The organism is Levilactobacillus yiduensis (assembly GCF_024718525.1).
GTDB classification, from domain to species: domain Bacteria; phylum Bacillota; class Bacilli; order Lactobacillales; family Lactobacillaceae; genus Levilactobacillus; species Levilactobacillus yiduensis.
Genome location: NZ_JAMXAZ010000028.1, coordinates 1 through 25,594 on the forward strand (window position 1 = coordinate 1; position 25,594 = coordinate 25,594).

At 53.3% G+C, this 25,594-nt stretch carries 19 protein-coding genes; 2 read left to right on the forward strand and 17 right to left on the reverse strand.

The annotated features are described in order from the left end of the window. Positions 1-243 precede the first annotated feature (243 nt). The 12 genes from NGM66_RS12260 to NGM66_RS12315 all read right to left on the reverse strand — a co-directional run bounded on the left by NGM66_RS12260 (position 244) and on the right by NGM66_RS12315 (position 16,171). On the reverse strand, positions 244-570 hold the full coding sequence (locus NGM66_RS12260) for an AbrB/MazE/SpoVT family DNA-binding domain-containing protein (RefSeq protein ID WP_245155226.1): 327 nt from the start codon (positions 568-570) through the stop codon (positions 244-246). A gap of 211 nt (positions 571-781) precedes the next feature. After that, positions 782-2,152: a 23S rRNA (uracil(1939)-C(5))-methyltransferase RlmD gene (rlmD, locus tag NGM66_RS12265; protein WP_208909242.1), complete on the reverse strand. Its 1,371-nt coding sequence runs from the start codon at positions 2,150-2,152 to the stop codon at positions 782-784. An 85-nt stretch (positions 2,153-2,237) separates the two neighbouring features. After that, entirely contained in the window at positions 2,238-3,248 is a 1,011-nt protein-coding gene (locus tag NGM66_RS12270; protein ID WP_208909241.1) for a diacylglycerol kinase, read from the reverse strand. A gap of 17 nt (positions 3,249-3,265) precedes the next feature. Beyond that, on the reverse strand, positions 3,266-4,687 hold the full coding sequence (gatB, locus tag NGM66_RS12275) for an Asp-tRNA(Asn)/Glu-tRNA(Gln) amidotransferase subunit GatB (protein WP_208909240.1): 1,422 nt from the start codon (positions 4,685-4,687) through the stop codon (positions 3,266-3,268). After that, on the reverse strand, positions 4,687-6,156 hold the full coding sequence (gene gatA, locus NGM66_RS12280) for an Asp-tRNA(Asn)/Glu-tRNA(Gln) amidotransferase subunit GatA (protein ID WP_208909239.1): 1,470 nt from the start codon (positions 6,154-6,156) through the stop codon (positions 4,687-4,689). Before gatA ends, gatB begins: the two co-directional genes overlap by 1 nt. Further along, entirely contained in the window at positions 6,157-6,468 is a 312-nt protein-coding gene (gene gatC, locus NGM66_RS12285) for an Asp-tRNA(Asn)/Glu-tRNA(Gln) amidotransferase subunit GatC (RefSeq protein ID WP_125574838.1), read from the reverse strand. It abuts the gene before it with no gap. Between the two features lie 605 nt (positions 6,469-7,073). Next, positions 7,074-8,219, reverse strand: coding sequence for a CamS family sex pheromone protein (locus NGM66_RS12290; RefSeq protein ID WP_208909238.1), 1,146 nt, complete (start codon positions 8,217-8,219; stop codon positions 7,074-7,076). 22 nt (positions 8,220-8,241) lie between these two features. Continuing rightward, positions 8,242-10,275 (reverse strand): NAD-dependent DNA ligase LigA, encoded by a 2,034-nt coding sequence (gene ligA, locus NGM66_RS12295; protein WP_258115747.1) that lies wholly within the window; start codon positions 10,273-10,275, stop codon positions 8,242-8,244. A gap of 22 nt (positions 10,276-10,297) precedes the next feature. Beyond that, a complete protein-coding gene (gene pcrA, locus NGM66_RS12300) occupies positions 10,298-12,559 on the reverse strand; it encodes a DNA helicase PcrA (RefSeq protein ID WP_208909236.1) in 2,262 nt (753 codons plus the stop codon). 196 nt (positions 12,560-12,755) lie between these two features. Continuing rightward, a complete protein-coding gene (locus NGM66_RS12305; protein WP_208909235.1) occupies positions 12,756-13,913 on the reverse strand; it encodes an ATP-grasp domain-containing protein in 1,158 nt (385 codons plus the stop codon). 106 nt (positions 13,914-14,019) lie between these two features. Continuing rightward, the gene (locus NGM66_RS12310) at positions 14,020-14,595 is read right to left on the reverse strand and encodes a xanthine phosphoribosyltransferase (RefSeq protein ID WP_208909234.1); all 576 of its coding nucleotides are present in this window, start codon (positions 14,593-14,595) and stop codon (positions 14,020-14,022) included. A 667-nt stretch (positions 14,596-15,262) separates the two neighbouring features. Further along, positions 15,263-16,171 (reverse strand): 1,4-dihydroxy-2-naphthoate polyprenyltransferase, encoded by a 909-nt coding sequence (locus NGM66_RS12315; protein ID WP_208909233.1) that lies wholly within the window; start codon positions 16,169-16,171, stop codon positions 15,263-15,265. Between the two features lie 269 nt (positions 16,172-16,440). Between NGM66_RS12315 and NGM66_RS12320 the strand changes: the two genes are divergently transcribed. Continuing rightward, entirely contained in the window at positions 16,441-17,418 is a 978-nt protein-coding gene (locus tag NGM66_RS12320) for a polyprenyl synthetase family protein (RefSeq protein WP_208909232.1), read from the forward strand. A gap of 72 nt (positions 17,419-17,490) precedes the next feature. On the opposite strand, the gene cydC is transcribed toward NGM66_RS12320, so the two are convergent. The 4 genes from cydC to NGM66_RS12340 all read right to left on the reverse strand — a co-directional run bounded on the left by cydC (position 17,491) and on the right by NGM66_RS12340 (position 24,074). Further along, positions 17,491-19,227, reverse strand: a complete 1,737-nt coding sequence (cydC, locus tag NGM66_RS12325) for a thiol reductant ABC exporter subunit CydC (RefSeq protein WP_208909231.1) — start codon at positions 19,225-19,227, stop codon at positions 17,491-17,493. After that, the gene (cydD, locus tag NGM66_RS12330; protein ID WP_208909230.1) at positions 19,224-20,957 is read right to left on the reverse strand and encodes a thiol reductant ABC exporter subunit CydD; all 1,734 of its coding nucleotides are present in this window, start codon (positions 20,955-20,957) and stop codon (positions 19,224-19,226) included. The genes cydC and cydD overlap by 4 nt, the downstream gene beginning before the upstream one ends. Before the next feature lie 662 nt (positions 20,958-21,619). Continuing rightward, positions 21,620-22,630, reverse strand: coding sequence for a cytochrome d ubiquinol oxidase subunit II (gene cydB, locus NGM66_RS12335; RefSeq protein ID WP_208909229.1), 1,011 nt, complete (start codon positions 22,628-22,630; stop codon positions 21,620-21,622). Continuing rightward, positions 22,623-24,074, reverse strand: a complete 1,452-nt coding sequence (locus tag NGM66_RS12340; RefSeq protein ID WP_208909228.1) for a cytochrome ubiquinol oxidase subunit I — start codon at positions 24,072-24,074, stop codon at positions 22,623-22,625. Before NGM66_RS12340 ends, cydB begins: the two co-directional genes overlap by 8 nt. Positions 24,075-24,358: 284 nt before the next feature. Here NGM66_RS12340 and NGM66_RS12345 point away from each other — a divergent pair, with 284 nt between their 5' ends. After that, positions 24,359-25,303 (forward strand): NAD(P)-dependent oxidoreductase, encoded by a 945-nt coding sequence (locus tag NGM66_RS12345; protein ID WP_208909227.1) that lies wholly within the window; start codon positions 24,359-24,361, stop codon positions 25,301-25,303. A 50-nt stretch (positions 25,304-25,353) separates the two neighbouring features. On the opposite strand, the gene NGM66_RS12350 is transcribed toward NGM66_RS12345, so the two are convergent. Then, on the reverse strand, positions 25,354-25,566 hold the full coding sequence (locus NGM66_RS12350; RefSeq protein ID WP_208909226.1) for a hypothetical protein: 213 nt from the start codon (positions 25,564-25,566) through the stop codon (positions 25,354-25,356). Between the last annotated feature and the right edge of the window lie 28 nt (positions 25,567-25,594).

Consider the following 25,594-nt stretch of genomic DNA (forward strand, 5'->3'; position numbering starts at 1 on the left):
TCTTACCCGATAGCCCCAATGACACATAAAAGAAACGGGATTAAACCGGGATTAGTACTTGACTAATGGTAGAAAAACAGCGTCACCGCTGATTTGCTCAGCGATGACGCTGCTTTGTTTGGCTAAAATTTCACCTAAAACTTTTACCAATTTGCTTTACTGAACGGTTACCTCTTCACCAGTACTGTCCCGGCTGTGGCTCATATGCCGATTCCACTGCTCAATAAATGTCCATCGAGCCCATTAGCCATTAACCATCCAGTCATGAAAATCAGGTGATTTTTTAGAATCATAGTGACCGTCTGCGTCAATATCAACATTTTCAACTGGAATTTGCTTAACCAAGTTAGCCCAATCTAGCGCCGTAAGTAATTTTTTGATTGTAATTTCGCCGTTCTTTAACTCAAATGAGACTTTGCTTCCTTTTTTCAAGTCCAAGGCTTTTCTAATTTCTACGGGGATAACGACTTGTCCCTTTTGTGACACCTTACCGGTCATCGGATTGTCCATGATGATTCCCCCCGCTTCTTGTGCTGTACTTCTTACTTGTACTTTACCAAAATTATCCATCTACACCAAGGAACCACCTCTATGGATTTTCTTAAAATCTTAGTTCACGCAACGCTGCAGGTTGGCTACTCGTAAACACAATTCGAAAATCCAGTACACCGTCCACTGAACCCTAGCGTTAAACTCAAAAAGCGTACTAATTTCGATCGTCAAAAAGGAAATTAGTACACTTCTCATCTATCACAAACGCCTATTCATCAGCATTTGTTGATTATTTTACTCGCTTCAGCACCGTCACAGATTCCACGTGTGGCGTTTGTGGGAATTGGTCAACGGGTTGGATTGGCCCGTCGATGGCGTAACCGAGTTCTTGGAACCGGGCCACGTCACGAACCAAGGTTGCTGGGTTGCAGCTGACGTAGACGACCTTCTTAGGCCCCATCTTCGCGGTGGAGTCGATCAGACTTTCGGCCAGGCCCTTACGTGGCGGATCAACCACCACGACGTCGGGCTTGATGCCGGCCTCTTGCCACTTGGCCATTTGGTCTTCGGCCTTGTCCACGGCAAAGTCAACGTTGGCTAAATGGTTCTTTTGCGCGTTGACCTTGGCATCCTCAATGGCTTCAGGCACGATGTCGACCCCGTACACGCGCTTGGCGTGCTTGGCTAAGGCCAACGAAATCGTCCCAATCCCACAGTAGGCATCGATCACAGTTTCGTTGCCGGTCAGGCCGGCCTTGTCGATGGCCATTTGGTACAGTTTTTCCGTCTGTTGGGGGTTCACTTGGTAGAAGGACCGCGCCGAAATGGCGAAGGTCAGGCCCATCAAGGTATCCTCAATCGTTGGCTTGCCGTACAGCGTCCGGGTCACGTTCCCCATGATGACGTTGGTCTTCTTGGCATTGACGTTTAAGACGATACTTGTGACCTCTGGTAAGGCCTTGTGAATCTGGTCAACCAGTTGGTCTTGACTAGGCAACTTCTGTTGACGGCTGATCAAGACGATCATCATCTCGTGGCTGTAGTAACCGCGCCGGACCATGATGTTACGGATGACACCCTTGTCACTGATTTCGTTGTAGGCAGGAATTTCAAATTGCCGAAGCAAATCACGAACCTTCACGATGGCAGCATCAATAGCGGGATCTTGAATGTAGAAGTCCGTCAACGGAATCAGCTCGTGGCTGTGTTGCCGGTAAAAGCCAGTCTCCAGCTTGCCCTTGATCATCCGAACGGGCACTTGCGCCTTGTTCCGGTACTGGGTCGGGTTGGCCATTCCCAGCGTTGGCGCAACGTCAACGTCTTGGTGGGCCTTGCTGAACAGCTCTTCAATCTGGTGTTGCTTGAATTTTAATTGTGCGGGATAGGCCAAGTGTTGTAATGGCGCAATCCCCGTTTGCCGGTAGGTCTTGTCGACGTCCTTGACCCGATCGGCCGATTCACTTTGCCATGAAATGGCGCGGGCAAAACCGTAGTGACTCTGAACCTTGGTCACTTGAATCGTGATGTCTTCGCCAGGTAAGGCGTTCTCGATAAATAACGGGAAGTCGTCGACCTTGGCCACACCCATCCCCTGATAAGTCAGGTCGGTGATGGTCACGTCTAGCCGTTCGTTTTTGCTGACTGGTGCTTTTGTTTTCATAATAACCTCAATTTCTTTAATCAGAAAGGGACTTTGCTGCTCATTCGTCGCGCAAAATCCCTTCCAGTAACTATCTATAATCCGGTTAGTCTTCGGACGGTTGGTCCTCCGGCAAACTTTCGACTTGCTTCACGAAGTTTTGCTCCGCGGCCAGCAATTCCGGCGACTCGCTGGTGACCGCCGCATCCGGAATATCATCCAGATTGGCATACATCTCAATGTGTTGCCGCAAGTTGCGGAACTTCATTGGGGCATCGCCACCGTACTCGCCGTCCAGGTTGATCATCATGCGGTCTTCGACTGGCCGCGCAACCACCTTGCTGGTCTTTTCATAAATGATGTGGGGATCGTTGATGTGCTTGCCCCCGTTCAAGACCAGACCCATCAGCCGTAAGATTTCCGGCATGCTGGCGGTCTTGACGATGATCATGGTGAACTTACCGTCATCCAATGCCGCGTCGGGGACGATTTGCTCAAAGCCCCCGATGGAGTTGGTCAGCGCCAGTAAAAACATGGACGCCTTTCCCCGGAAATGGCCGCCATCGTAGGTCAGGTCCATTTCAATGGGCTTGATGCGCGGCAACAACTCGGCCCCCTTCATCAGGTAGGCCAGGTAACCGAAAATGGACTTCAGGTTAGACGGCACGTCGTAAGTCAGTTCCGTCAACAGGCCCCCACCAGCGATATTGATGAAATAGGTATCACCCGCTTGGCCAATGTCCATCTTGATCGTTTGGTCCTTCAACACCACCTTGGCCGCTGCTAACGGGTCTTCCCGCGGAATGTGCAGTGCCCGGGCATAGTCATTCGTGGTACCGGCAGGAATTATGGCCATCTTGGGACGGTGAGGTAAGCCAGCCAAACCGTTGACGACCTGGTTAATGGTCCCGTCGCCACCAGCTGCCACGACGAGCTCAAAGCCGGCCTTAGCCGCCCGTGTCGCTTCGTCGCGTGCCGAATTTGGTGCGGCAGTGGTCGCGTAAGCGCTGGTTTCGTACCCCGCTTGCTCGAACACCGCTAAAATATCGATTAGGTCTTTCTTCAACGCCTCGCGTCCTGAAGTCGGATTATAAATGACCCGTGCCCGTTTACGCATGCTGTGCCTCCAATGTGCTAGTGCTGTAATGCGGCCATTAACAATTTGTTAACGACTTGTGGGTTGGCTTGGCCGTGCGTTTGCTTCATGATTTGACCCACTAAGAAGCCCACTGCCCGCTTTTTCCCGTTGTTAAAGTCTTCGATGGATTGTGGATTAGCCGACAAGACATCGTCGATGATCGGTTGTAACTTGGCAGGATCTGACAGTTGAACCAAGCCGTGCGCTTCCACGTAAGCCTTAGGTTCTTCACCATTCGTGATTGCCTTGAAGACCTTCTTGGCCATTTTGCTAGAAATGGTCCCGTCAGAGATCAAATTGATCATCCCGGCCAGGTTAGCAGGCGTCAGCTTCGTTGCCTGTAAGTCAACTTGCTTTTCGTTCAGGTACGCATTCACGTCCCCTTGCAGGTAGTTGGCTGCCATCTTCGGATCAGCCTTTAAGGCCACCGTAGCGTCAAAGAAGTCAGACATTTCCTTGGTCTGGGTGATGACCATGGCATCATAATCCGTCAAGCCCAGTTCGTTGACGTAGCGTTCACGCCGCTTACCAGGCATTTCTGGCATGGCGTCGCCCAATTCCTTGATCCAGTCGTCACTGATGTTCAGTGCTGGCAGGTCAGGTTCTGGGAAGTAACGGTAGTCATCTGAGCCGGCCTTGACCCGCATCAGAATCGTTTCACCGGTCTTTTCGTCGAACCGCCGCGTTTCTTGTTGCACGGAACCGCCGGACATCAAGACCTGTTGTTGCCGCTTTTCTTCGTACTCCAACCCGCGTTGCACGTAGTTAAAGGAGTTCAAGTTCTTCAGCTCAGTCTTGGTCCCGAATTTCTGCTGGCCAACTGGTCGTACGGAAATGTTGACGTCGACCCGCATGGACCCTTCTTCCATCTTCACGTCAGAGATCCCGGTAAATTGGATCCGTTGACGCAAGGCTTCCAGGTAAGCGTAGGCTTCTGCTGGTGAAGCGATGTCTGGCTTCGACACGATTTCAATCAGCGGTGTGCCTTGCCGGTTCAAATCGACGTAGGAATAGTCCCGTTCGTGGGTGTTCTTCCCGGCATCTTCTTCGATGTGCATTTCGGCGATCCCGATTTTTTTCTTCACACCATCCACGTCGACTTCGACCCAGCCATCATGACCGATGGGCTTGTCTGATTGCGTGATCTGGTAGGCCTTCGGGTTATCCGGGTAGAAGTAGTTCTTCCGGTCGAAGTGGGTGTGTTGTTCCACCGTGGCGTGCAGGGCCAAAGCGGCAATGATCCCGTCAGCGACGACGCCCTTGTTGGTGGTTGGCAGTACCCCAGGATACCCCCAGTCGATCACGTTGGTATTGGCGTTTGGTTCGGCACCATAGGCAACTGGTGACGGGCTAAAGATCTTTGAATTTGTCTTTAACTCAATGTGGACTTCTAGTCCAATCGTGGTTTCAAAGTTCATTAGTTTTGACCTCCTAACGTGGGTACTTGTAAATGAAAGTCGGTGTTTTGTTCGAAGGCGTAACCCGCCTTGTACAGCGTGCCTTCGTCAAATGGCCGACCGATTAATTGCATCCCAACTGGCAAGTTGTTGCTGAAGCCGGCTGGTAAGGACAGGCCTGGCAACCCCGCCAAGTTGACCGGGATCGTCAAGACATCGTTCATGTACATAGTAATGGGATCCTTGATTTCGTCACCAATGCCAAAGGCAGGCGTTGGGGCAACGGGACCCATGATGAAGTCGTGGTCTTTTAAGACCGCTTTAAAGTCGTTGATAATGACCGTCCGGACCTTCGCTGCTTTTAAGAAGTAAGCATCGTAGAACCCAGCGGACAAGGAGAACGTCCCCAACATGATCCGGCGCTTGACTTCTTCGCCAAAGCCTTCGGAACGAGACTTCACGTAGACGTCTTCCAGGTTCTTAACGTCTTTTGCCCGGTAACCGTAGCGAATACCGTCGAACCGTTGTAAGTTGGAAGATGCTTCGGATGAGGCGATGATGTAGTAAGCGGCCACGCCATACTTGTTGTGTGGCAAGGACACTTCGTCCACCGTGGCACCTAACTTCCGGTACGTGTCGGCAGCGGCTAAGATAGCCGTCTTCACGTCGTCATCGACCCCGTCAGCCAAGAATTCCTTAGGCAGACCAATTCGCATGCCCTTGACACTCGTGGCGTCGTTTAAATCAGCCGCAAAGTCAGGAACGGCTTGCGTTGAGCTGGTCAAATCGTGGTCATCATGACCGGCAATGGCACTCAATACCGTGGCGTTGTCCTTCACGCTACGGGTCATCGGGCCAATTTGGTCCAAGCTAGACCCAAAGGCAATCAGGCCCCAACGAGAGACACGGCCGTACGTTGGCTTGATCCCCACGATACCGTTAAAGGCGGCTGGTTGTCGAATCGAGCCACCGGTATCGGAACCCAGGGCAACGGGTACTTGACCCGAAGCCACTGCGGCAGCGGAACCACCGGAAGACCCACCGGGCACCTTGGTTTGGTCCCAAGCGTTCTTCGTGGTCTTAAAGGCAGAGTTTTCAGTCGACCCACCCATGGCAAATTCGTCCAAGTTAGTCTTACCGACCGTAATCATCTGCGCGTTGGCCAACTTTTCAGTGACTGTGGCGTCGTAGACCGGCTTGAAGTTTTCCAAGATCTTGGAAGCGGCCGTCGTGGTCAAGTCCTTGGTCACGATGTTATCCTTCAACCCCACTGGAATCCCAGCCAAGGGTTGGTCGGCGTTAATGCCTTGTTGATCGATTTCAGCCGCCTGGTTCAAGGCTGCTTCTTCGTTTAAGTTTAAGAAAGCATCGATTTGAGGATCGGTTGCTTTAATGTTAGCGAAAGTCGCCTGTGTTAATTCCTTGGCGCTAATTTTCTTAGCCACCAGGTCAGCATGCAGACCAGCGAGATCTTTGTCAAAATAATTCATTTAGTCGTTATCCTCGCTTTCATCGATGATGGCAGGTACCTTAATAAAGCCACGAGCGGCATCTGGCGCATTGTGCAACAGCGCTGAGCTCTGCCCCCAGTTATCGGCGACGTCCTCACGCATCACGTTGAGTTGGTCGGAAACGTTGCTGGTGACGTCAACACCATCGGTATCCACTTCACTCAGTGATTCAAACATACCGATAATGTCGTCCAATTGGGGCGTAAAGGCGTCCAATTCGGCATCCGTAAATTCAAGCTTTGCCAAGCCGGCAACGTGTTGAACTTGTTCTCGATTAATTCGATTAGCCATCAATTATCCCTCTTTCTAATTTATCCGCAATTCACCGTTTATTCCAGACTTCGCCAAGAATAAACATACATTGCCATTCTACCATATATCTGTGGTCCGCCAAAGATTATGCGTTAATTTTCTTCTGAACCGTGAGTAAATAATCGCGGTTGGTGGCGACGTTATGCGTACTGACCGCCTGCCGTTGCGCGCAATCCCGGTTGGAACGCTGGGGGAGGACGGCCCGAGCCCAAGCCCGGTCTCGGACCTTGCTTTGAGCCGAAGACCCCCGTCTCAAAGTCACCAAGTTAGCAGCCAAAAGCCGCTGCTAACTTCCCCGGCTGAACCTGGATTGCGCTTCCCTCTCGGCTAAATTAGCGACTATTTACCACCAGTTTAAGACGGTATCGCCCGCACCGCTTCATTGATGTGGACAACCACCATCTCACAGCGAGTCGCTACTAGTCAATAACGAGGTCCAGACTGGCCAATTTCATGACCTGCCACTTGCCACACCCGCCAATGATTCACGCGGTCAGTAAGCAGAAAACGGACGGCGTCGGACTCCTCACTCACAACCCAGGTGATGAATCCGCTGCCGTCCGCTCCCTTTGCGGATCAACTGTTTAGTAACTGTTAAAGACGTGACTGGTGAACTTCTTGGCACCGCTAGCCCGTGACAGGTAGCTTTGTGTGCCGTCCGTTGAGGCCACCGTAATGTCAATCGGTACCCCCGATGGCAAGTACTTTTGCGCCGTCGTTTGGAGATACTGGGTGAAACTAATGATTTCTGTTTGACTGTAGAATTGCGTCTGAATGTTGACGTGCATCCCCGTCAAAGACTTACCGTTGTAATGTGCTTGGGCGGTCACCCCGCTCAAGTTCGGGAAGAAGTTTTCTACTTCCGTCTTAAAGTTGGTGAAGGCACTGGAATCATTACTGTTGGGACTGCTAGAGCCACTGGCAATTGGGAAGACGTAATTCTTCTCGTCTAACGCCGTCCATTTGGCGACACTGGTCGTCCCCGCCTTGTTCTGCGAGTAAGCAATGAAATCACCGCCGACCAGACTATCGTTCGAGGCCTGCCGGTAAATGGCAATCACGATTGGTACGTTCTTCAGCGCGGACTTTTGCCGCAAACGCTTGAGGACCGTATTGGCAGCTTGCTTGGCGTATGCCTCACCGGCCGCTTTCGTGATTTTGGTCTCGTAGGTTGCGCCGTACTGGGTCTTCTTGTAGTAATCCACGGAATTGACCGCGATTCCCACGGTGACCCCACCCAGGTGCAACTTGTTATTCTTTTGGGTCATGTAGTCTTGTTCTTCGATTGCCTGAACATAAATGGGGTTCCGCTTGGTTGGCGACGTTGAGCCGTTACTCTTGGGGTTCAACCCCGTTGGATTGGACTTAGACTTCCGGTCCAACCAGTTTTGCACCGTCGATGAGGTCAAGTACTGACCTTCTTGGAAGACGTAGCTCTTGGTGGAGAAGACCTTCTTGGACACGTTCAACATGCCGTTTTCAAAGCTCTTCAGGTTGTACGTATTGCCGGAATCCTGACTGTTCGTGACCCCCCGCGACTTACTCGTTTGGTAGTGGCCACTCTTAATGACCCCTTCGTAATCGCCATCACTGCTCTGCCCGGTCAGTTGGGTTCCCCCGGATTTACTGCTTCCGGAAGTGCCCGACATACTGGAACTGCCTAAATTACCACACGCGGCCAAAAATAGGGGCACTGCGGCTAACGCCAGAAAAGTTCGTAACCGTTTCACGACTTGTTTCCTCCTAAAATCATCATTTCGTTTCGTTCATCGCGGCCTGCAGCTGGGCTTCGTTCCACACGGGAACGTTGAGCGACTGGGCCTTGGTGAGTTTGCTACCGGCAGCCTCGCCGGCGATCAGTAGATCCGTCTTCTTGGACACGCTGCCCGTCACGGTCGCACCGTGTTGTTCCAACCAGGCCGTAGCTTCCGGTCGGGTCAGTTCTTGCAGCTTACCGGTCAAGACGACCCGTTGGCCCACAAACTGTCCTTCGGTATCGACGGGCGTTGCGGCACCACTGGTATAGGTCATGTTGACGCCCACAGCCCGCAGCTCCGCAATCAATTCTTGGACCTGCGTGCTGGCGAAGTACGTCACGACGCTGTCCGCGATGATGCCCCCGACCGTATCAATGGCCGAGATCTGCTCGCTGTCCGCAGCCATCAGGCTCCCAATGTCACCGAATTCGGCGGCAATTGAGCGCGCGGCCTTGGCACCCACGTGACGAATCCCTAATCCGAATAGCAAACGTTCTAATGAATTATTGCGACTATTGTCAATCGCTGTCAAGAGGTTTTGGGCCGACTTCTCCCCAAATTTATCTAAAGTTAATAATTGATCGGTCGTTAGACGATACAAACTGGCCACATCATCGACCAATTTGCGGTCAAATAGTTGTGCCACGATTTGTGGGCCTAACCCGGCGATGTTCATGGCGTTCCGGGAGGCAAAGTGATTCATGCCCTCCGCCAACTGGGCCGGACACCGTGGATTGATGCAGCGTAGCGCTACTTCTTCATCCAAATGGACCAGCTCGGCACCACAGGACGGACAGTGCGTGGGAATGGGATACGGTTGCGCGTCAGCTGGCCGTTTGGCCGCGACAAACTGCGAGATCTCGGGGATAATGTCCCCGGCCTTGTGCAACAGAACCGTATCGCCCAGGCGAATGTCCTTGGCTGTTAAATAATCCGGATTGTGCAGGGAGGCCCGTGCCACCGTACTGCCGGCCAACGCGACCGGTTCCATCACGGCAGTTGGCGTGACGATGCCCGTCCGGCCCACGGTCCATTCAATGTCTAGGACCGTCGTTTGCACTTCTTCGGGCGGGAACTTGTAGGCAATCGCCCACCGTGGCACCTTGACCGTGGCGCCCAGTGACCGCTGAAGCGGCAGCGGATTGGCCTTGATGACGATCCCGTCGATGCCATAAGGCAGGTCGGCCCGTTTGCCCTGATACTGGTCAATGTAAGCCGCGACGTCCGTCATGTTGTGGGCCACCTGGTACGTCGGGTTGGTCGTGAAGCCCAGCTCGGCCAACTCGTCGAGCAACCCACTTTGCGTGCGCGTGTTCAGCGGCTCGTAGTCGGCGATGTTGTACATGAAAGTCGCCAACTGCCGATCAGCCGTGACCTGCGTGTTGAGCTGACGCAGGCTACCTGCCGCCGCATTCCGCGGATTGGCAAATGGCGCTTGTCCAGCGGCCTCACGCCGTTCATTCAGTGCCAAAAAGGCTGCCTTGGGCATGTAACACTCGCCCCGCACGTCAATCGTCAACGGCCGACTCAGGGTCTGGGGAATCGAATCAATGGTCTTCAGATTGGCCGTAATGTCTTCACCAATCTGACCGTTGCCCCGCGTGGACCCCTGCACGAATTCACCGTTTTCATACCGTAGTGAAATCGCCAGGCCATCGATCTTTAATTCACAATTATAATCAAATGCCTCGTCAACGTTACTGCGCAGGCGCTCGTCAAATTCCTTGAGCTCGTCAATGGAGAAGACATCCCCCAAAGACAGCATCGGAATCTCGTGGGTCACCTTGGGCAGGTCGCCGCGGGTGGTCCCGCCGACACGCTGCGTGGGTGATTCCGGCGTTACGATGGCGGGAAAGGCCGTTTCTAAGGCCACCAACCGGGCATAGACCCGGTCGTAAGTGGCATCTTCCACTTGTGGTGCATCCGCATCGTAGTACTGCTTGCCCCACGCCAATAGTTGGGGCCGGAGCGTTGCCGCCTCAGTGGCCGCCTGCTCCTCAGTTAAGGTATTAATGGGTTTGTCAGTCATCAAATTCCTCCCACGTTAACGTCTACTTTTCAACTCGTTTGATTGGCGCAAAGGCGGCTAACAACCGCTTAACGCCTTGTTCTGGAAAGGCAATGTCGAGCTCGGCATCTTCGCCGGTCCCGTTGACCTTGACCACGGTCCCAATGCCCCACTTCTTGTGGCTCGCCTTGTCACCGACACCCCAGCTGACCTTGCCGGCACCGGTACCAGTGGGTTCACTGACCCGACCAGTCTTGCCGTGATAAGGGGTGGCCACGGCACTGGCTGTCCGCCGGGCAAATGGCACGTCGCGGCGACTAGGTGTCAAGCCGGACTTGGTCTCGCTGTAGTCTAAATGCAGCAATTCTGGATCAATTTCCGTGACGAAACGCGATTGCGGGTTGGTTTGCCGGCGACCGTACAACATCCGAGAATAAGCGTTGGTCAGATACAGCTTGTCTTGGGCCCGAGTGATCCCCACGTAAGCCAAGCGCCGTTCTTCCTCCAACTCGTCGTCTTCGAGCATTGCCCGTGATAGTGGGAAAATCCCCTCTTCCAAGCCCATCAAGAAGATCACGGGGAACTCCAAGCCCTTGGCAGCGTGTAGCGTCATCAAGGTCACCTCAGCGGGTTCTTCCTCAACGTCGTCTTGCGCGGAGACCAGGGCCAAATCGGCCAGGAATTCCACTAAACGTTCTTCCGTTTCGTCGTGGTCGGCCTTGTCCCAGTCGTCGTCAAATTTCTGCGTGACGGACAAGAATTCTTGGATGTTTTCGATGCGGGTCTCGGCTTCCAGGTTCTTGGCAGCAACGGCCTTCAACGCCGCCATGTAGCCGGTCTTGTCCAACAGCTCGTTGGTGATTTCCGACACGGTCATCGTGGGTGCGTTATCTTGGATGCCCTTTAACGTCATGCCGAATTTTTCCATGGCATTGCGGATGCGGGCGCCCAGATTGGTGGCCAGCGCAATGTTTTGCGTAGCTTCCAGTTCCGTCCAGTCGTTCATCTCCGCAAAGTCGCGGAGCTTCTCCACACTGGTAGCGCCAATGCCACGCTTGGGTTCGTTGATGATCCGTTCCAGGCTCATGGAGTCCGCCGGGTTAGCGATTAACGTCAAGTAAGCCAACACATCGCGAATTTCCTTGCGGTCGTAGAACTTGTGGCCCCCGACCATGGTGTACGGAACGTTGGCCTTGACCAGCGTTTCTTCGATCACCCGGGATTGGGCGTTGGTCCGATAGAGGATAGCGAAGTCACCGTACCCGCGGTGATGTTGTTCGCGTTCTTCTTGAATCTTAGCGACCACGTAATGGGCCTCATCATTTTCATTTTGCCCGCGGTAATACGAGATCTTGTCGCCCTCGGGATTGTCCGTCCACAGGTCCTTTTTCTTCCGGTTGACGTTCTTTTGGATCACGTCGTTGGCGGCCTTCAAGATTGTCTTGGTCGACCGGTAATTTTGTTCCAGCAAGGTCACGTGGGCGTTGGGGTAGTCGTGTTCAAAGTTCAGAATGTTTTCCATGTTGGCACCCCGCCAACCGTAGATACTCTGGTCGCCATCCCCCACCACGCACAGGTTCCCGTGCTTCTTGGCAAGCAAGTTAACCAGCGTGTATTGCGCATCGTTGGTATCCTGGTATTCATCGACGTGGATGTACTGGAATTTTTCTTGGTAGTAGCCCAACACGTCGGCGTCTTGCTTGAACAGCTTGATGGTCAACATGATCAGGTCGTCAAAGTCCATGGCCTGATTGGCCTGCAGCTCGCGTTGGTAGCTTTCGTACACCGTGGCCACGGTCGTTTCAAACGGATTGCCCGCCGCTTCACGCATCATAGCTGGCGTCTGCAAGGCGTTCTTGGCGTTAGAAATTGCGCCTAAAACGGACCGTGGATCGAACTTTTTCACGTCTAAGTTCTGCTGACGCAAGACTCGCTTGATCAGCGTGCGTTGTTCGCCGGGATCCGCAATCGTAAAGGCCCGGTTGTACCCCAGCTTATCCGCGTCTCGCCGCAGGATCCGGACACACAGCGCATGGAACGTGGAGACCCAGACGTCATTGCCATCCGGCCCCAGTAGTTTGATGACCCGTTCACGCATTTCCTTAGCGGCCTTGTTGGTAAAGGTGATTGCTAAAATGCGCCACGGCATCACGTTATTGTGTTCAATCAGGTAGGCGACCCGGTGCGTTAACACCCGGGTCTTCCCACTACCGGCACCCGCCAATACCAACAGGGGCCCTTCCGTCTGAAGGACAGCCTCCGTTTGCTTATCGTTCATGCCAGTTAATAATTCTTCTCCTGCCACCTAGAACCCAGTCCTCTCTGTAATTAGTCTTGAATAGTATACCAAAAAAACATACGTTCTGCTTGAACTCTCACCGATATTTTAAAAGAAATTTCCGTGACCGGTTACACAAAAATGCCAATAATCACTTAACTGATAAACGCACTCAATCAGCCAGTCACTGGTGATCAAGTGCGTTCAGGTAGGTGTTGCTCAATTAATCTTGGTCGGGCGTCTCGTCTGTGTTCGGCGTCGTCCAAATCGCCGTGTCGTCTAGCTGGTCGAGTAGCGTCTTCACAGCAGGACCTTGCACGGCAACGTGACCCATCACGTCGTCATCGGCTTGCTTGCGCAAATGGTAGAACGTGAAGTCCCAATTTGGCTTGATCTGCCACTGGGTCCGAATCGCTGTCAGTTGGCTGACCGTAAAGTTCACGGTCACAGCCGGCGTCAACAGTTGGGGCGTCGCCAATGGTAACCCCGCCACGGCCCGCATGTGTTCTGCGAATTCATCGACAGTCCCGGCCGCCGCAAAGACGTACCCCGTCTCGCTCGGTGCTGGCACGATCTTCTTCACGTAAATGGCTCCGCTTGACGTCAGGTAGAAGGACACCTCGAACACGCCCACGTAAGACACGTTCTTGGCCACTTCACTGGCGATGCGGTGAATCTCACTGGCTACGGCATCGTCCACTTCAGTGGGCACCCAGACCCGTTGTGGCCGGTCGTCTACCGAGTGGACCTCGGTGATTGGGAACGACTGCCGGTTGCCTTCCGCATCCCGCGCCACGAGAATTGAGAATTCCCGGTCGTAGGCGATTTGTGACTCTAAAATGTAGGTGCCCCAATCCAACAATCCGGCGGCCTTGGCAATATCAGTCTGGGTCTTGATAACCAGCTCGCGACCATGTGACCATTCCTTTTGGATAGGCTTTAAGACACACGGGTAACCAATGGAATTGACGGATTGGTACACGTCGTCCAGATTGATGATCGTCGCGTACGGTGCAATGTTAACGTTTAATTGTTCAAAGAAAGCCCGTTCGAGCAAGCGATCCTGCATGATTTCCAGCATATCGCTGCCCTGCGGAATCCGGGTGAATTGTGCCAAAAATTTCACGACGGCCGTGCTAACCCGGTCCGAGTCGTACACGATGGCCGCGCAGCTCTCAGCGAAGTGCTGAAGCTTGTCGCGGTCCTTACTCGTGCCGACAGCCTTGAAGTCTGCTAATTGTAATGCCTCACTCGTTTCGTCGGCACCGTATGCCCCGACGCGTAGCCCCATCTTTCGAGCCGTGGTAACCAACATCGCGGCGTTGGCACTATTACCAATCACCCCAACAGTATCCCCAGGATATAAGACCGTGTTCGCCAATTTACTCCCTACTTTCTTGCTTGACTTATTTTAAATTTATTTGAAATGAGAACCATTCACTATTTATTCTAAAGTTTAACTACCGATTAAACAAGCTAGAGCCCAACTAATCTTGGGCGAAAACTACTTGGCCATCTTCAAATGACGCGATGCTGGCCAACGCAACCAACGGAATTCCCGCGTCAACGACCATTTGGTGGCCCTTTTGGAACCGTTTTTCAATCACGACACCCACTCCGGCTACTGAGATGCCGGCCGTTTCGGCGATATCAAACAAGCCTTGGACAGCCTGACCATTGGCCAAGAAATCATCGATGATCAAGACCCGGTCGTCGGCGTCCAAGAAGCGCCGGTCGATGGAAATGTCGTTGCTGACCTGCTTGGTGTAGGAATAGACCTTGGCCGTGTACAGGTTATCGGTCAAGGTCAAACTCTTGTGCTTACGGGCAAAGATGACGGGCACCTGTAAGTGCAACCCCGCCATAACGGCCGGTGCGATACCGGAAGACTCCACCGTCAAGACCTTGGTGATGCCTTGGTCCGCAAACTGGCGGGCAAATTCTGCCCCCATCTGATCCATCAATTGGGGATCAATCTGATGATTTAAAAAGTTGTCGACCTTTAACACGTTACCTGGTAGGACCGTCCCGTCTTGGCGAATGCGATCTTCTAAAATTTTCATCTCTGCTTGACCTCCAAAAAGTATTTCTTTCATTCTACCTGATTGCCCCTTAAAAAACAGCTACTTGGCGCGAGATTTAGGAATGTTTTAAGCAACTGCTCGGTAACCAGCACTTGATGTAACGGCATTCATTGCTGGCGTGGCGGTTGGTTTGTGCGGGTGCTGGCCGCCTACCGTCCGCTAAAGATGCGCTGGAACGCTGTGGGCGGACCGGTCCGAGCCTGAGGGGCGGTCTCGGCCCTCACTTTGAGCCGACAGCCCCGTCTCAAAGATGCCAGTTTTCTAACCGGCGTTGCCGCTAAGAAAACTCCCACGGCTGAGCGCATCTTTAGCGAACTCCGGCTATGATTGTCGATACCCAGCCATGACACTTATCCTGCTCTGATTAACGCGTAACACTGGGCAACGCCAGGTACAACCACCAACCACTGGACCACACGCTGCGGGCACTACCACCATCAAAGCCGGGAGTTCGCGCCATATGGGCTCAGCCGTGGGATACCCCTTAGCGGCACGGGTTGGGCCGGTTAGGGGTATGGCGATTTTGAGACGTGCTCTTCGGCTCAAAGTCGAGGTGTCGAGACCGCTTTTTGGCTCGACCCGTCCGCCCACAGCGTTCCGGCCCATATGGCGCGAACGGAAGGCGGCCGGCTTACACCAGTTTTGCCTAACCCAGCCACAAGCCCAGCAGTTCCGCGACCACCGTGACTAAGGCTAGGATGCCCAGGCTGCGGACGGCCAGGATGAAGGTCTCTTTTTTCACCTGTACCCGGAACAACCCCCGCACGTTGCGAGCAATCACGGGGATACTCAGCAGTGCCAGCAAGGACCATTTCGGCAGGTCCCCCAACGCCACGCTGACCACCAGCGACAGGTAGCCAATGACGTAGAAGCTCGCAAACAGCCATAAAGCGCGCTGCTTGCCCAGATAATAGACGATAGTCTTCCGGTCCAGGGAAAGGTCTTCGTCGGCGTCACAGATGTTATTAGCCAGCAATAACGCGGCGATGGCCATCACGGCGATGCCAGACGCCAGAAGCACCCGTGCTAACAGGCCAATGGTGAACGCCGTCGTTTGATAAAGATTTAAATAAACGGTAATCAACATAATCATATAACCCATGGTAAAGCCGGCAAAGAACTCACCCGTGGGCGTCCCGGACAACGGCTTCGGCCCGCCCGCGTACAGGTAGCCGACCAGAAAACAAAAGACCCCCATCGCCAGTAACGGCCACCCAGTGCGCCACACCAGGTACAGGCCAATCACTCCAGCCACCGACGCCAGACTGGCCATCAACACAAAGATGCGGGTAACCGCCAAGTGGTGGACGCCAATGATGTTGGTATGTTTCTTCCACTCCGCGGCCTGGTTACCGGCCTTGGTATAGTCTTGGTAGTTGTCATTGATGTCAACCGCCATATTGAACAAGACCATCGCCACGAAGAATAACAGTGACACGCCCCAATTGAGGTGGTGAAAGTTTGCCTGGACAAAGATCATCCCCAATAGAAATGGCCAGATCGAGGCGATCTTCGCCTTGATCTCAACGAGTTCCAAAAAAACACTGACAGTCATGGTAGTTCCTCCCAAATAAGTCTTTGCATTTGATGATAGCCCATGTCACGCGGCAGTTCAACCGCCACCCCCGCGGGCAACGCCCCGTTTTCTCGGTCACCTACTCAGCCGCTTATTTTACCCCGCAGCGGCGGTCATCGGTGCTAAAATAGAAAGTGTCACGTGTAACGGTCCCAACAATCTAACATTGCGGGAGTATCCTTTATTGACAACGTTTCCAGTTGTCGGTAAGATAAATTTTAACGTGACATGACATAGCGAGGTGCAAAATGGATCGACAACTTTGGCGGCAATTTCCGCAAGTAGAACCGCAACTGGATGCGCTACAGGATTATCTCTTCCAGGAAGTTCAGCTGGATAACCAACCCATCCACAGTAAAATATTAGCGTTATTAAAATCCGGCGGCAAGTTGTTACGTCCCGGTTATTTTTACCTGTTCACAAAATTCGGCGACCAGGGCACACCAGCCGAATTACAAGCGGGCGCGGCTGCCCTGGAGATTCTTCACGTGGGGACCTTGATCCACGACGACGTGATCGACGACTCCCCCACCCGCCGCGGCGTCCGGACGATTCAAATGAAGTACGGCCAACGCAACGCCATTTACGCGGGAGATTTCATGTTCACCGTGTACTTCAATCAGGTGCTCAAGGCCACCCGCGACCGGGCGTTGGTCCAGGAACACATTGACGCCATGCACCGGATCTTGCAAGGTGAACTTCATCAAATGGACTTGAACTACCACGAAGATACCACGGTGGCTGCCTACCTCAACGAAGTCGCTGGTAAGACCGCCGAACTATTTGCGCTCAGTTGTGACACGGGCGCCCGGCTAGCAGGGGCACCCACCAGTGTCACGGCACTGACCCGTCAAATCGGCATCGCGATTGGTTGCGCCTACCAGATGTTAGACGACATTCTCGACTACGCGGGCGACCCAGCTAAGACGCAAAAGCCGGTCCTTGAGGACTTGCGATCGGGCGTTTACTCGTTACCGTTGATTCTGGCCATCCCTCACGCCAAGCGCGACTTCCACCACCTCCTGCGCAAGAAGCAGGACATGACCGTGGCCGACATTCAAGCGGTTCAGGCGCTCGTTGCGCAAGTCGATGGTGTCGGAGCGGCGCGGCAACTCGCGACAGAACATACGGAAAAGGCATTATCGCTGATTCAACAATTGCCGGCCGGCCCGGTCCAAGACGACCTGGCGAAGCTAACGACGATGTTGTTGCGGCGTGACCATTAACAAAAAAATTGTAAGTCAAAAGGACATGGTAACTGGCAGTCTTTCGTCAGTGACCATGTCCCTTTTTCTCGTTTATTTTCCGCGGTCCAAATCATACAACGACCGGAATCGGGCATTATCTCGGTACAACTCGGCTGGCGTCCCCTGCATGTCGAAGTGGCCGTCCTCAATGAAGCGGACCTGATCGACGTGGTTGATGCCCGCCAGATGGTGCGTGACCCAGATGATCGTCTTATCATGCAACACGCTAAAGACCGTATCCAACAGGTGTTGCTCGGTGATAGGGTCCAGGCTCACAGTCGGCTCATCCAAAATGATGATGGGCGCGTCTTGCAGGAGAATCCGGGCCAGGGACAGTCGTTGCCGTTCCCCACCAGAGAAGCGGCTCCCAGCTTCCTGAACCTCCGTGTCGTATCCCTGTGGCAAGCGCCAGACCAGTTCGTCTAGCTCGACGGCCTTGACCGCGGCGTGAACCTCTTCGTCGGTGGCGTTCAAATTGCCCAGCCGGACGTTGTTCATGACCGTGGTGTCAAACAGGTAGGGCTGTTGGTCCAGCACACCAAAGAGTTGGGCGCGTTGCTGCTGCAGCTGGCTGACCGGCACGCCATTTAACGTGACCTGGCCACCGGATGGCTGCTCGTCACCCAAAATCAGCTTCAGCAGCGTGCTCTTCCCCGTTCCGCTGGGTCCCAACAAGGCCAGCTTTTCGCCGGGATGCAGGTCCAACGACAGGTCGTCGATCACCTCGCGCTCGGCACCCGGATAGGTGAAGGTTACGTGATCCAATTTTAATTCTTCCAGCGCGCCAATCGTGGTCTGCGCCGGTAGTTCGGGTTCATTTTCGTCTAAGCGGTTCACCCGTTTGATAGAATCTTGATAGACCGGCCATTCGCTGACTCCCTGGCTCATCCCCGAGAACGGTTCTACGGTCGGGAACAGGGCCAGGCCAAAGGCGGCGACCCAGTTGGCTTCCGCTTGGTTGTGGGTAAAGGTCAGACCGGCCCACCATACGATCAAGACGACCGCCGCACCGAAGACAAATTCAATCGCAAAGTTGCGCCACCATTGGAAATGATGGTCCGCTCGCCGCAGCGTGGCAATCTCGTCGATGGGTTGGTCCTGTTGCTGCAAGAAGGCTTGCCGCCGACCGGAGATCAGCCAGTCACCCAGCCCTAAGACAGCATCAGTCAGTTGCGTGTAGAAGCGGCGTTGCACCTGCCGCGCCTGAAATTCCCGCCGACCATTGACGGCCACAGACAGCAGTGGCATGAAGATCACGATGACCCCCAGTAAGATCAGCATCAACAGGCCAAACGCCCAGTTGAAATAGCCGATGCCAATCACCACGAACAGGTACAGTAACCAACCAATCACGAGCGGAAAAACCGTGCGCAAATACAAATTTTCAATGTGGTCGATGTCCTCGGCCAAGATGCTCAAGACGTCCCCCGTCTGATGGGTCTGACGGATGGCGACGGCTTGTTTTTCCACGGCCTGATACAGACGCTTGCGGAAGTCCGAGACGATGCGCAAGACCCAGTTGTGGCTGGTCAGCCGTTCCGCATAACGAAAGGCTGGCCGCCCAATCCCAAAGGCGCGGGCAAGTACGATGGGCACGTAGATCATCAAGATGTTGTAGGGATGCGTGGCCGCGCGGCTAATCAGATAGCCGGAGTTGAACATCAACGCGCCCCCACAGAAGAAGGTCATGAAGCCCAAGAACAAGACCAGCGCCAACAGCTTCCGGTAGCGCCGCAAGTAAGGCATGACCCAGTGATCGTGTTTAAATGTCGCAAAGAATCCTTTCATCGGGTCGTCGCTCCTTCCATTTCCGACCGTAACCGCACGTAGGCGCCGTTCTTGGCTTGCAAATCCGCCGGCGTGCCCTGCTCGACGATCTGGCCGTGATCCATGACTAAAATATAATCCATTTCGTTCATCCAGTGTAACCGGTGAGTCGCGAAGAAGACCAGGTGGTCCTTGAAGACCGGCATCATGGTCTGCTTCAACTCGACTTCGGTTTCGATATCCAGATGTGCGGTGGGCTCATCAAATAACAAGACCCGCCGTGAGTCATCCAGAAAGGCCCGCGCCAACGCGATTCGTTGGGCCTGGCCCCCACTGACTCCCCGGGCACCTTCACCGATCTGAGTGTCCAAGCCGTCCGGCAAGGTGGCGATCCAATCCGTCAAACCGGCCTTGGCTGCCGCGGCCGTGACCGCTGCTTCACTGGCATCCGGCGCGTAAAAGGCCAGGTTGTCGCGCAAGCTTGCGTGGAACAGGTATGGGGCCTGCGGAATGTACACAAAACTGCGTTGCCAGGCCTGTTGGTCGAGGTGTGGCGCCTGAGTCCCCCGCACGGTAATCTGGCCGTCAGCGGGGCTGAGAAAGCCGCCCAGCGTGTTGATCAGCGTCGACTTCCCGGAGCCGGACGCCCCAATGATGCCGACCTTCTGGAAGCCGTGCACGTTGAAATTAATGTCGTGTAACGTCGGCGCGTCATCGCCGTAACTGACGTTCACGTGCGCCAATGACAAGTCGTCATCGGCCTGCCACACGGGCTCGCGGGCTGGCAACAGTTGCCGGTCGCTTGGCGTCTCCCGTTGTAAAATATCCAGCACCGCCGTCAACGCGTTTTTTCCGTTCAAGGTGGCGTGGTAGTCGTTGGCAAAATTCCGGATCGGCGCAAAATAATCCGGCGCCAGCGTTAAAATAACCAGCGCTGGCAACAGTTGAATCGTGTTGTCCATCAGGCCAAAGCCTAAGAACACGGCGATGATGGCAATGGACAGCGTGGTGAAGAAGTCCAGCGCAAATGTTGAGGTCATGGCAATCGTCAGCGTCGCCATGGTCTTCTTGCGGTAGTCCTCACTGACCTGATACACGTTGTCGGCGTAGGTCTCATTTAGCCCGAGCTGTTTCAAGGTCGGTAGTCCCCGCAGCGTATCGACAAAGTGATTGGACAGGCGCTGGTAGCCAGCATATTGCCGGTCCGCCTTGGCCTGCGCCGCTAATCCCAGGATGATCATGAAGAGAATGATCAGTGGGTAAATCGCCAGTAAGAACAGTGCTTCTTTCCACTGGATAAAGGCGATGTAGATCAGCACTAACCACGGTGTGATCGACAGGTCCAAGACCTTGCCAATGATCATCATCAGGTAGGTCTGAATCTTATCAATTCCCTCGAGACCCATGGTGACAACGTTCCCCGTCCCCTTCTCGGCAACCACGCTGGGCCCTAAATCAAAGAGCTTGGCCATGAATTGCTTCCGCAGGGTCTTGGTCGTCTTCTCCACGAAGGGATACAGTAGCCAATCCTTCAAGACCGTCAACAAGTGGCGGGCTAAAAAGGCCACGGCAAAGATCGCCAATGGTGTGACGATCGTGCCAATGGGTTGTTGTTTCCAGAGCTGAACGATTGCGGCTGATAAGTACTGCGCTTGAATGATAATCATAATGGCTTGAATCAGCGTCAGTACCGCTTCGATGGCCGCGGCTGGTTTCACTCCGGGAAATTTAAAAACACGTTGATCAATCAAAGTGATGCCCCCTTACAACAAGTGATAACTCATACTGCTATGATAGCATTTTTCTGGTATCTAAGCGCTACCAATCATGGCAAACCAGCTTATTTTTGCCAATTCAATTGGTCACAAGCCACCTCCCCGTTTCCTGTGTCTGGCCACTACAGTGACAACATGCCGCCTACCATGCCTGCGGCTGCCAGGGGTTCCGCCTGCTATGGGGAACATCTCCAGCCTGTGAAGCGGGCTTCCGGTTCGCTTGGAAGCCTGGCAAGAAACGCCAGCTAACTGGGTCGACACAGCTGGCTACGCCCCTGGCCTCCTCCGGCAGATTGGTGCTTGCTGGCGACATGGAGCCGCTGACACCTTGGGTTAAACAGGTGTTTTTGACCTCCACTACCGTAGCCGAGAGTTCGCCAAATATGGGTTCAGCCGTGGGAGTTTTCTTAGCAGCTTGCTGGTTAGAGAACTGAAAACTTGGAGACGCGGGTCACCGGCTCCAAGTTTAGGGGCGAGACCGCTTTTTGGCTCGGCCCGGCGCCCACAGCGTTCCAACCCATATTTGGCGAACGGCAGGCGGTCAGTCACCACTATGTAATTGCCAGCTGTTTATCCCAAAACGAAAGCCCCCACGGCCGGACAGCCATGGAGACTCGGTGACACAAATTTTTCAATGATTAAGCGTTTTGCTTAGGTGACGCCAAGCGCTTGTAGAAGACCCAGTAGCTCCAGATGAAGTAGATCAGAACGATTGGCAGGATGCTAAACGTCAGGATCGTCATCAGGTGCAGCGTGTAGGGTGAACTGGAAGAATTCTTGATCAACAGTGAGTAAGCCGGATTGTTGGCAATCATGACCCGTGGGAATAACCCGTTGAAGATCAAGACGACCACGCTGATCAGCGATAAGCCACTGCCGATGAAGGACAGCCATTCGTGGTTGCCCAAGACGCCCCAGTAGGCCAAGCACGTGAAGATGACCAGTGCCACTACGATGGCCGTGGTCGTCAATGGTTTCTTGGCGAAGAAGTCCGTGGAGAAGTACAGTAGAATGGCGAACAGGACTTCACCTGCAAAAAGCACAGGGTATAAGATCTTATTCCAGGCCAGGGCGCGTTCCCGCAAACTCCCAGTCGTCTTTAAGCGCATGAAGTTCAAGCCGTGGACCAGAGATAAGACGGTCACAGCTACCCCACCGACCAGAGAGAACAGGTTAACGTAGTCGAAGAAGTGCGCGGTCATGTCCCCATTTTTATCGATTGGCATGCCGGCAATCATAGCCGTAAACAGCATCCCAAACAGGAACGCCGCACAGAAGCTGCCAATCGTTGAGGCCCATTCCCAGAAGTTTCGCCATTTTTCCGTTCGCATGTTGGCCCGGAATTCAAACGATACGCCCCGAAAAATCAGGGCCGCTAAAATCAGGAACAAGACCAGGTAGAACCCAGAGAACAGGGTTGCGTACCACATTGGGAAGGATGCGAACATGGCCCCACCAGCGGTGATCAACCAAACTTCGTTACCGTCCCAGTGCGGTCCAATCGACCGGATCACGACGTCACGTTCGGCTTCATTTTTGGCGAAACTCTTCACGAGCATCCCCACACCAAAGTCGAAGCCTTCCAGGAAGAAGAAGCCACTAAACAGGACACCGATCAGGATAAACCAGAGTAATTGTAAGTTAGTCATGGTTGAACGCCCCCTTTGAGTACGGATCAAGGTCAGTATCGCCCGCCGCATACCCATCGGTATTTTCAATATCAGGTCCGGCCTTCAAGGTCCGGTGGCACAAGACAATCATGACGACGCCCATGCCGGCAAACATCAGGAAGTAGATGATGTTTGAAGTGAGTAGCGACGCAACGGAAACATTTGGCGAAACCGCATCGGCAATCGTGAGTAAGCCATAGACGACCCATGGGTACCGCCCAAATTCAGTGATGAACCAACCAGCCGTGTTAACCACGAATGGTAGCCACAGGCATAGCCCGAGAATGTACAGGAACCAGCGTTGCTTCATAATCAGTTGCGACTTCTTTCGGTTGAAGAACAACCCGACAATCGCTAGCAAGGCAAACAGTGCCCCTGCCCCAGACATGATCCGGAAGCTCCAGAACAAGGTCTTGGTTGGCACGTAATAATTAATATCATTGCCATATTTCTTGTCGTACTTCGCGTGCAATTCCTTGTTAATGGTGTTCATACCTTTGATGGTCCCAGTCGTCTTGTGGTAACTCAATAAGTTCAAAACGTAAGGTACATCAACGGACCAGGTCGTCTTGTGTTGCTTGTTGTCAAAGCCAGCAATCGCGGCCCATTCCCCTTTGTTGGTCGAGTCCTTGTAGAGCCCTTCCATTGCGGCGAATTTCATGGGTTGATTGTTAATTAAGTAACGACTTTGAATATCCCCACTGGCAATGGAGCCCAGAGAGAAGATCAAGCCAATGACCAACGCAACGTTCAATGACTTCCGGTAGAACGTGACGTGATCCTTCTTCAGTAAGCGCCAAGCCGCACAGCCGGCAATCACGAAGGAAGCGGTCACAAATGCACCGAAGATCACGTGTGGAAATTCACTCCACAGTTGGGGGTTACTCAACACAGCACCGAAGCTGACCATTTGCACGTGGCCCGTTTGTTGGTTGATGATGTAACCCAATGGGTTTTGCATGAAACTATTAGCGGCCAAAATCCACAGTGCCGATAGTGAAGACCCGAACATAACTAACCAAATGAATAGCGTGTGGACCCACTTATTGAAGCGGCCCCAGGTGAACATCCACATTCCGATGAACGTGGATTCCATGAAGAAAGCTGCCAGGGCTTCGATGGCCAATGGTGCCCCAAAGATATCACCCATAAACCGCGAGTATTCAGACCAGTTCATCCCGAATTGGAATTCTTGAATAATACCAGTAACCACACCAACGGCGAAGCTATACAGGAACATTTTGCCCCAGAACTGCGCCATCTTCTTGTAGTCCTCATCACCTTTAATCGCGTACATGGTTTCCATGACGGCGACAACGAAGGCTAACCCGATTGAAAATGGAACGAAGAAGAAGTGAAAGACAGTGGTCATTCCAAATTGGAATCGTGCTAGGCCTAGGATATCCAGACCAAGATTTAACATTTTTCTAACCTCCCCAAACGTTATTAGTGTAAATAAATAATTGCTGTCTTGCCTCTATTATATCGAGTGATAAGTCAATAAGCAATGGTTCGGTGTCAATCTACCGAAAGTTAATCGATTGTATTCGAAATTTGTGTGCAATTAAGTTGTCAATCGCCGTGACACAATCCGTAAAGTGTGTTGTTGATGTAAGCGTTTTCGCCGATTTAGCGGGATTTCTAGGAGGAAACGGGTAACTCGTGCTAAAATATAGGAGACGACAACCGTCGAAGGAGGTTTTTCACATGACAGAAAGATTATTCACCTTTCCAACTCTCAATCAAGCACAAATTGACCACTTAACCGCGCTGGGGGTCGACGTCATCCCCGCCAGTGACTGGGAAACGGCCACGGATATTGATATCATCTTCGGCTGGGGCGCACACGGCGCTGCAGTCTTGCAAAATCCCCAGAACCACGTCCGCTGGATCCAAACGTTTAGCGCCGGGGTCGATTACCTGCCGCTCGACTGGATCAAGGCACACGACGTGCAGGTCACCAATGCCAGTGGGGCTTACTCCGCTGCGATTGCGGAATCCACCATCGGCTACCTGCTCTACTTCCTCCGGGACTTCAATGACGCCGTGAAGAACCAGGCTGGTCACTTCTGGCAAGTGCCGGCGCGTTCAGACCTGGCCACACTGGCCAATCAAAAGGTCGTCATCTACGGAACTGGTAGTATCGGCCAGCACATTGCGACACTGCTCAACGGATTTGGTAACTACCCGTTTGGCGTGAACCGCTCCGGCCATGGCGTCGCTGGCTTCCAAGGCACCGTGAGTCTGAAGGACGACACCGACCTGGTCAAGGACGCGGACGTGGTTATCAACGCAATGCCCGCCACAGCGGAAACCACGCACTACTTTAACAACGACTACTTCAGCCAACTCAACGGCGTCCGCATCTTCGTGAACGTTGGCCGTGGCAAGTCCGTTGACGAAAGTGCCCTGATGCACGCCCTGCTCTACCAAAACGTGTTGAACGCGGCCCTGGACGTCTTCGAGCATGAACCGCTCCCGAAGGATTCCAAGCTGTGGGACTACCCCAACGTCTTGATCACGCCGCACCAAACCGGCTTTGACGTCGATAACATCCGCCCCATCTTCGGCTACCTAACCGATAACCTGAAGAGCTGGGAAGACGACGGCAAATTGTCCGTGAACCTGGTAGACGTGAACCGCGGTTACTAATCCGAGTTAAAAAATTAACGCCCTCGCCGATTTGGCGGGGACGTTTTTGTTTAGTGGTGCGGGAAGATAACGCGCGTATGAATCATTTGGTCCTTAATCAACGCCCAATTTTTGGCATCCACCTCATCTGGTGAATGATATTGCAGATCGTGCTTCAGCTCCGCATCCCCACCAGGCATATTGATATAGCGTAAGATTTCGTCGCGTAGTTGTGGGTTAATGTCGTACTCCAGGTGGTCAACCTTTTTCTCTGGTTCTGTCATAAGTGGTCCTTCTTTCATTAAGCCGCAA

Coding starts and splice junctions, on each gene's coding strand:
- ligA (WP_258115747.1), bottom strand. CDS start 10,275: ATGACTGACAAACCCATTAATACCTTAACTGAGGAGCAGGCGGCCACT.
- gatB (WP_208909240.1), bottom strand. CDS start 4,687: ATGAACTTTGAAACCACGATTGGACTAGAAGTCCACATTGAGTTAAAG.
- NGM66_RS12270 (WP_208909241.1), bottom strand. CDS start 3,248: ATGCGTAAACGGGCACGGGTCATTTATAATCCGACTTCAGGACGCGAG.
- cydC (WP_208909231.1), bottom strand. CDS start 19,227: ATGAAAGGATTCTTTGCGACATTTAAACACGATCACTGGGTCATGCCT.
- NGM66_RS12310 (WP_208909234.1), bottom strand. CDS start 14,595: ATGAAAATTTTAGAAGATCGCATTCGCCAAGACGGGACGGTCCTACCA.
- NGM66_RS12340 (WP_208909228.1), bottom strand. CDS start 24,074: ATGTTAAATCTTGGTCTGGATATCCTAGGCCTAGCACGATTCCAATTT.
- NGM66_RS12350 (WP_208909226.1), bottom strand. CDS start 25,566: ATGACAGAACCAGAGAAAAAGGTTGACCACCTGGAGTACGACATTAAC.
- cydB (WP_208909229.1), bottom strand. CDS start 22,630: ATGACTAACTTACAATTACTCTGGTTTATCCTGATCGGTGTCCTGTTT.
- NGM66_RS12315 (WP_208909233.1), bottom strand. CDS start 16,171: ATGACTGTCAGTGTTTTTTTGGAACTCGTTGAGATCAAGGCGAAGATC.
- NGM66_RS12260 (WP_245155226.1), bottom strand. CDS start 570: ATGGATAATTTTGGTAAAGTACAAGTAAGAAGTACAGCACAAGAAGCG.
- NGM66_RS12320 (WP_208909232.1), top strand. CDS start 16,441: ATGGATCGACAACTTTGGCGGCAATTTCCGCAAGTAGAACCGCAACTG.
- NGM66_RS12345 (WP_208909227.1), top strand. CDS start 24,359: ATGACAGAAAGATTATTCACCTTTCCAACTCTCAATCAAGCACAAATT.
- gatC (WP_125574838.1), bottom strand. CDS start 6,468: ATGGCTAATCGAATTAATCGAGAACAAGTTCAACACGTTGCCGGCTTG.
- gatA (WP_208909239.1), bottom strand. CDS start 6,156: ATGAATTATTTTGACAAAGATCTCGCTGGTCTGCATGCTGACCTGGTG.
- rlmD (WP_208909242.1), bottom strand. CDS start 2,152: ATGAAAACAAAAGCACCAGTCAGCAAAAACGAACGGCTAGACGTGACC.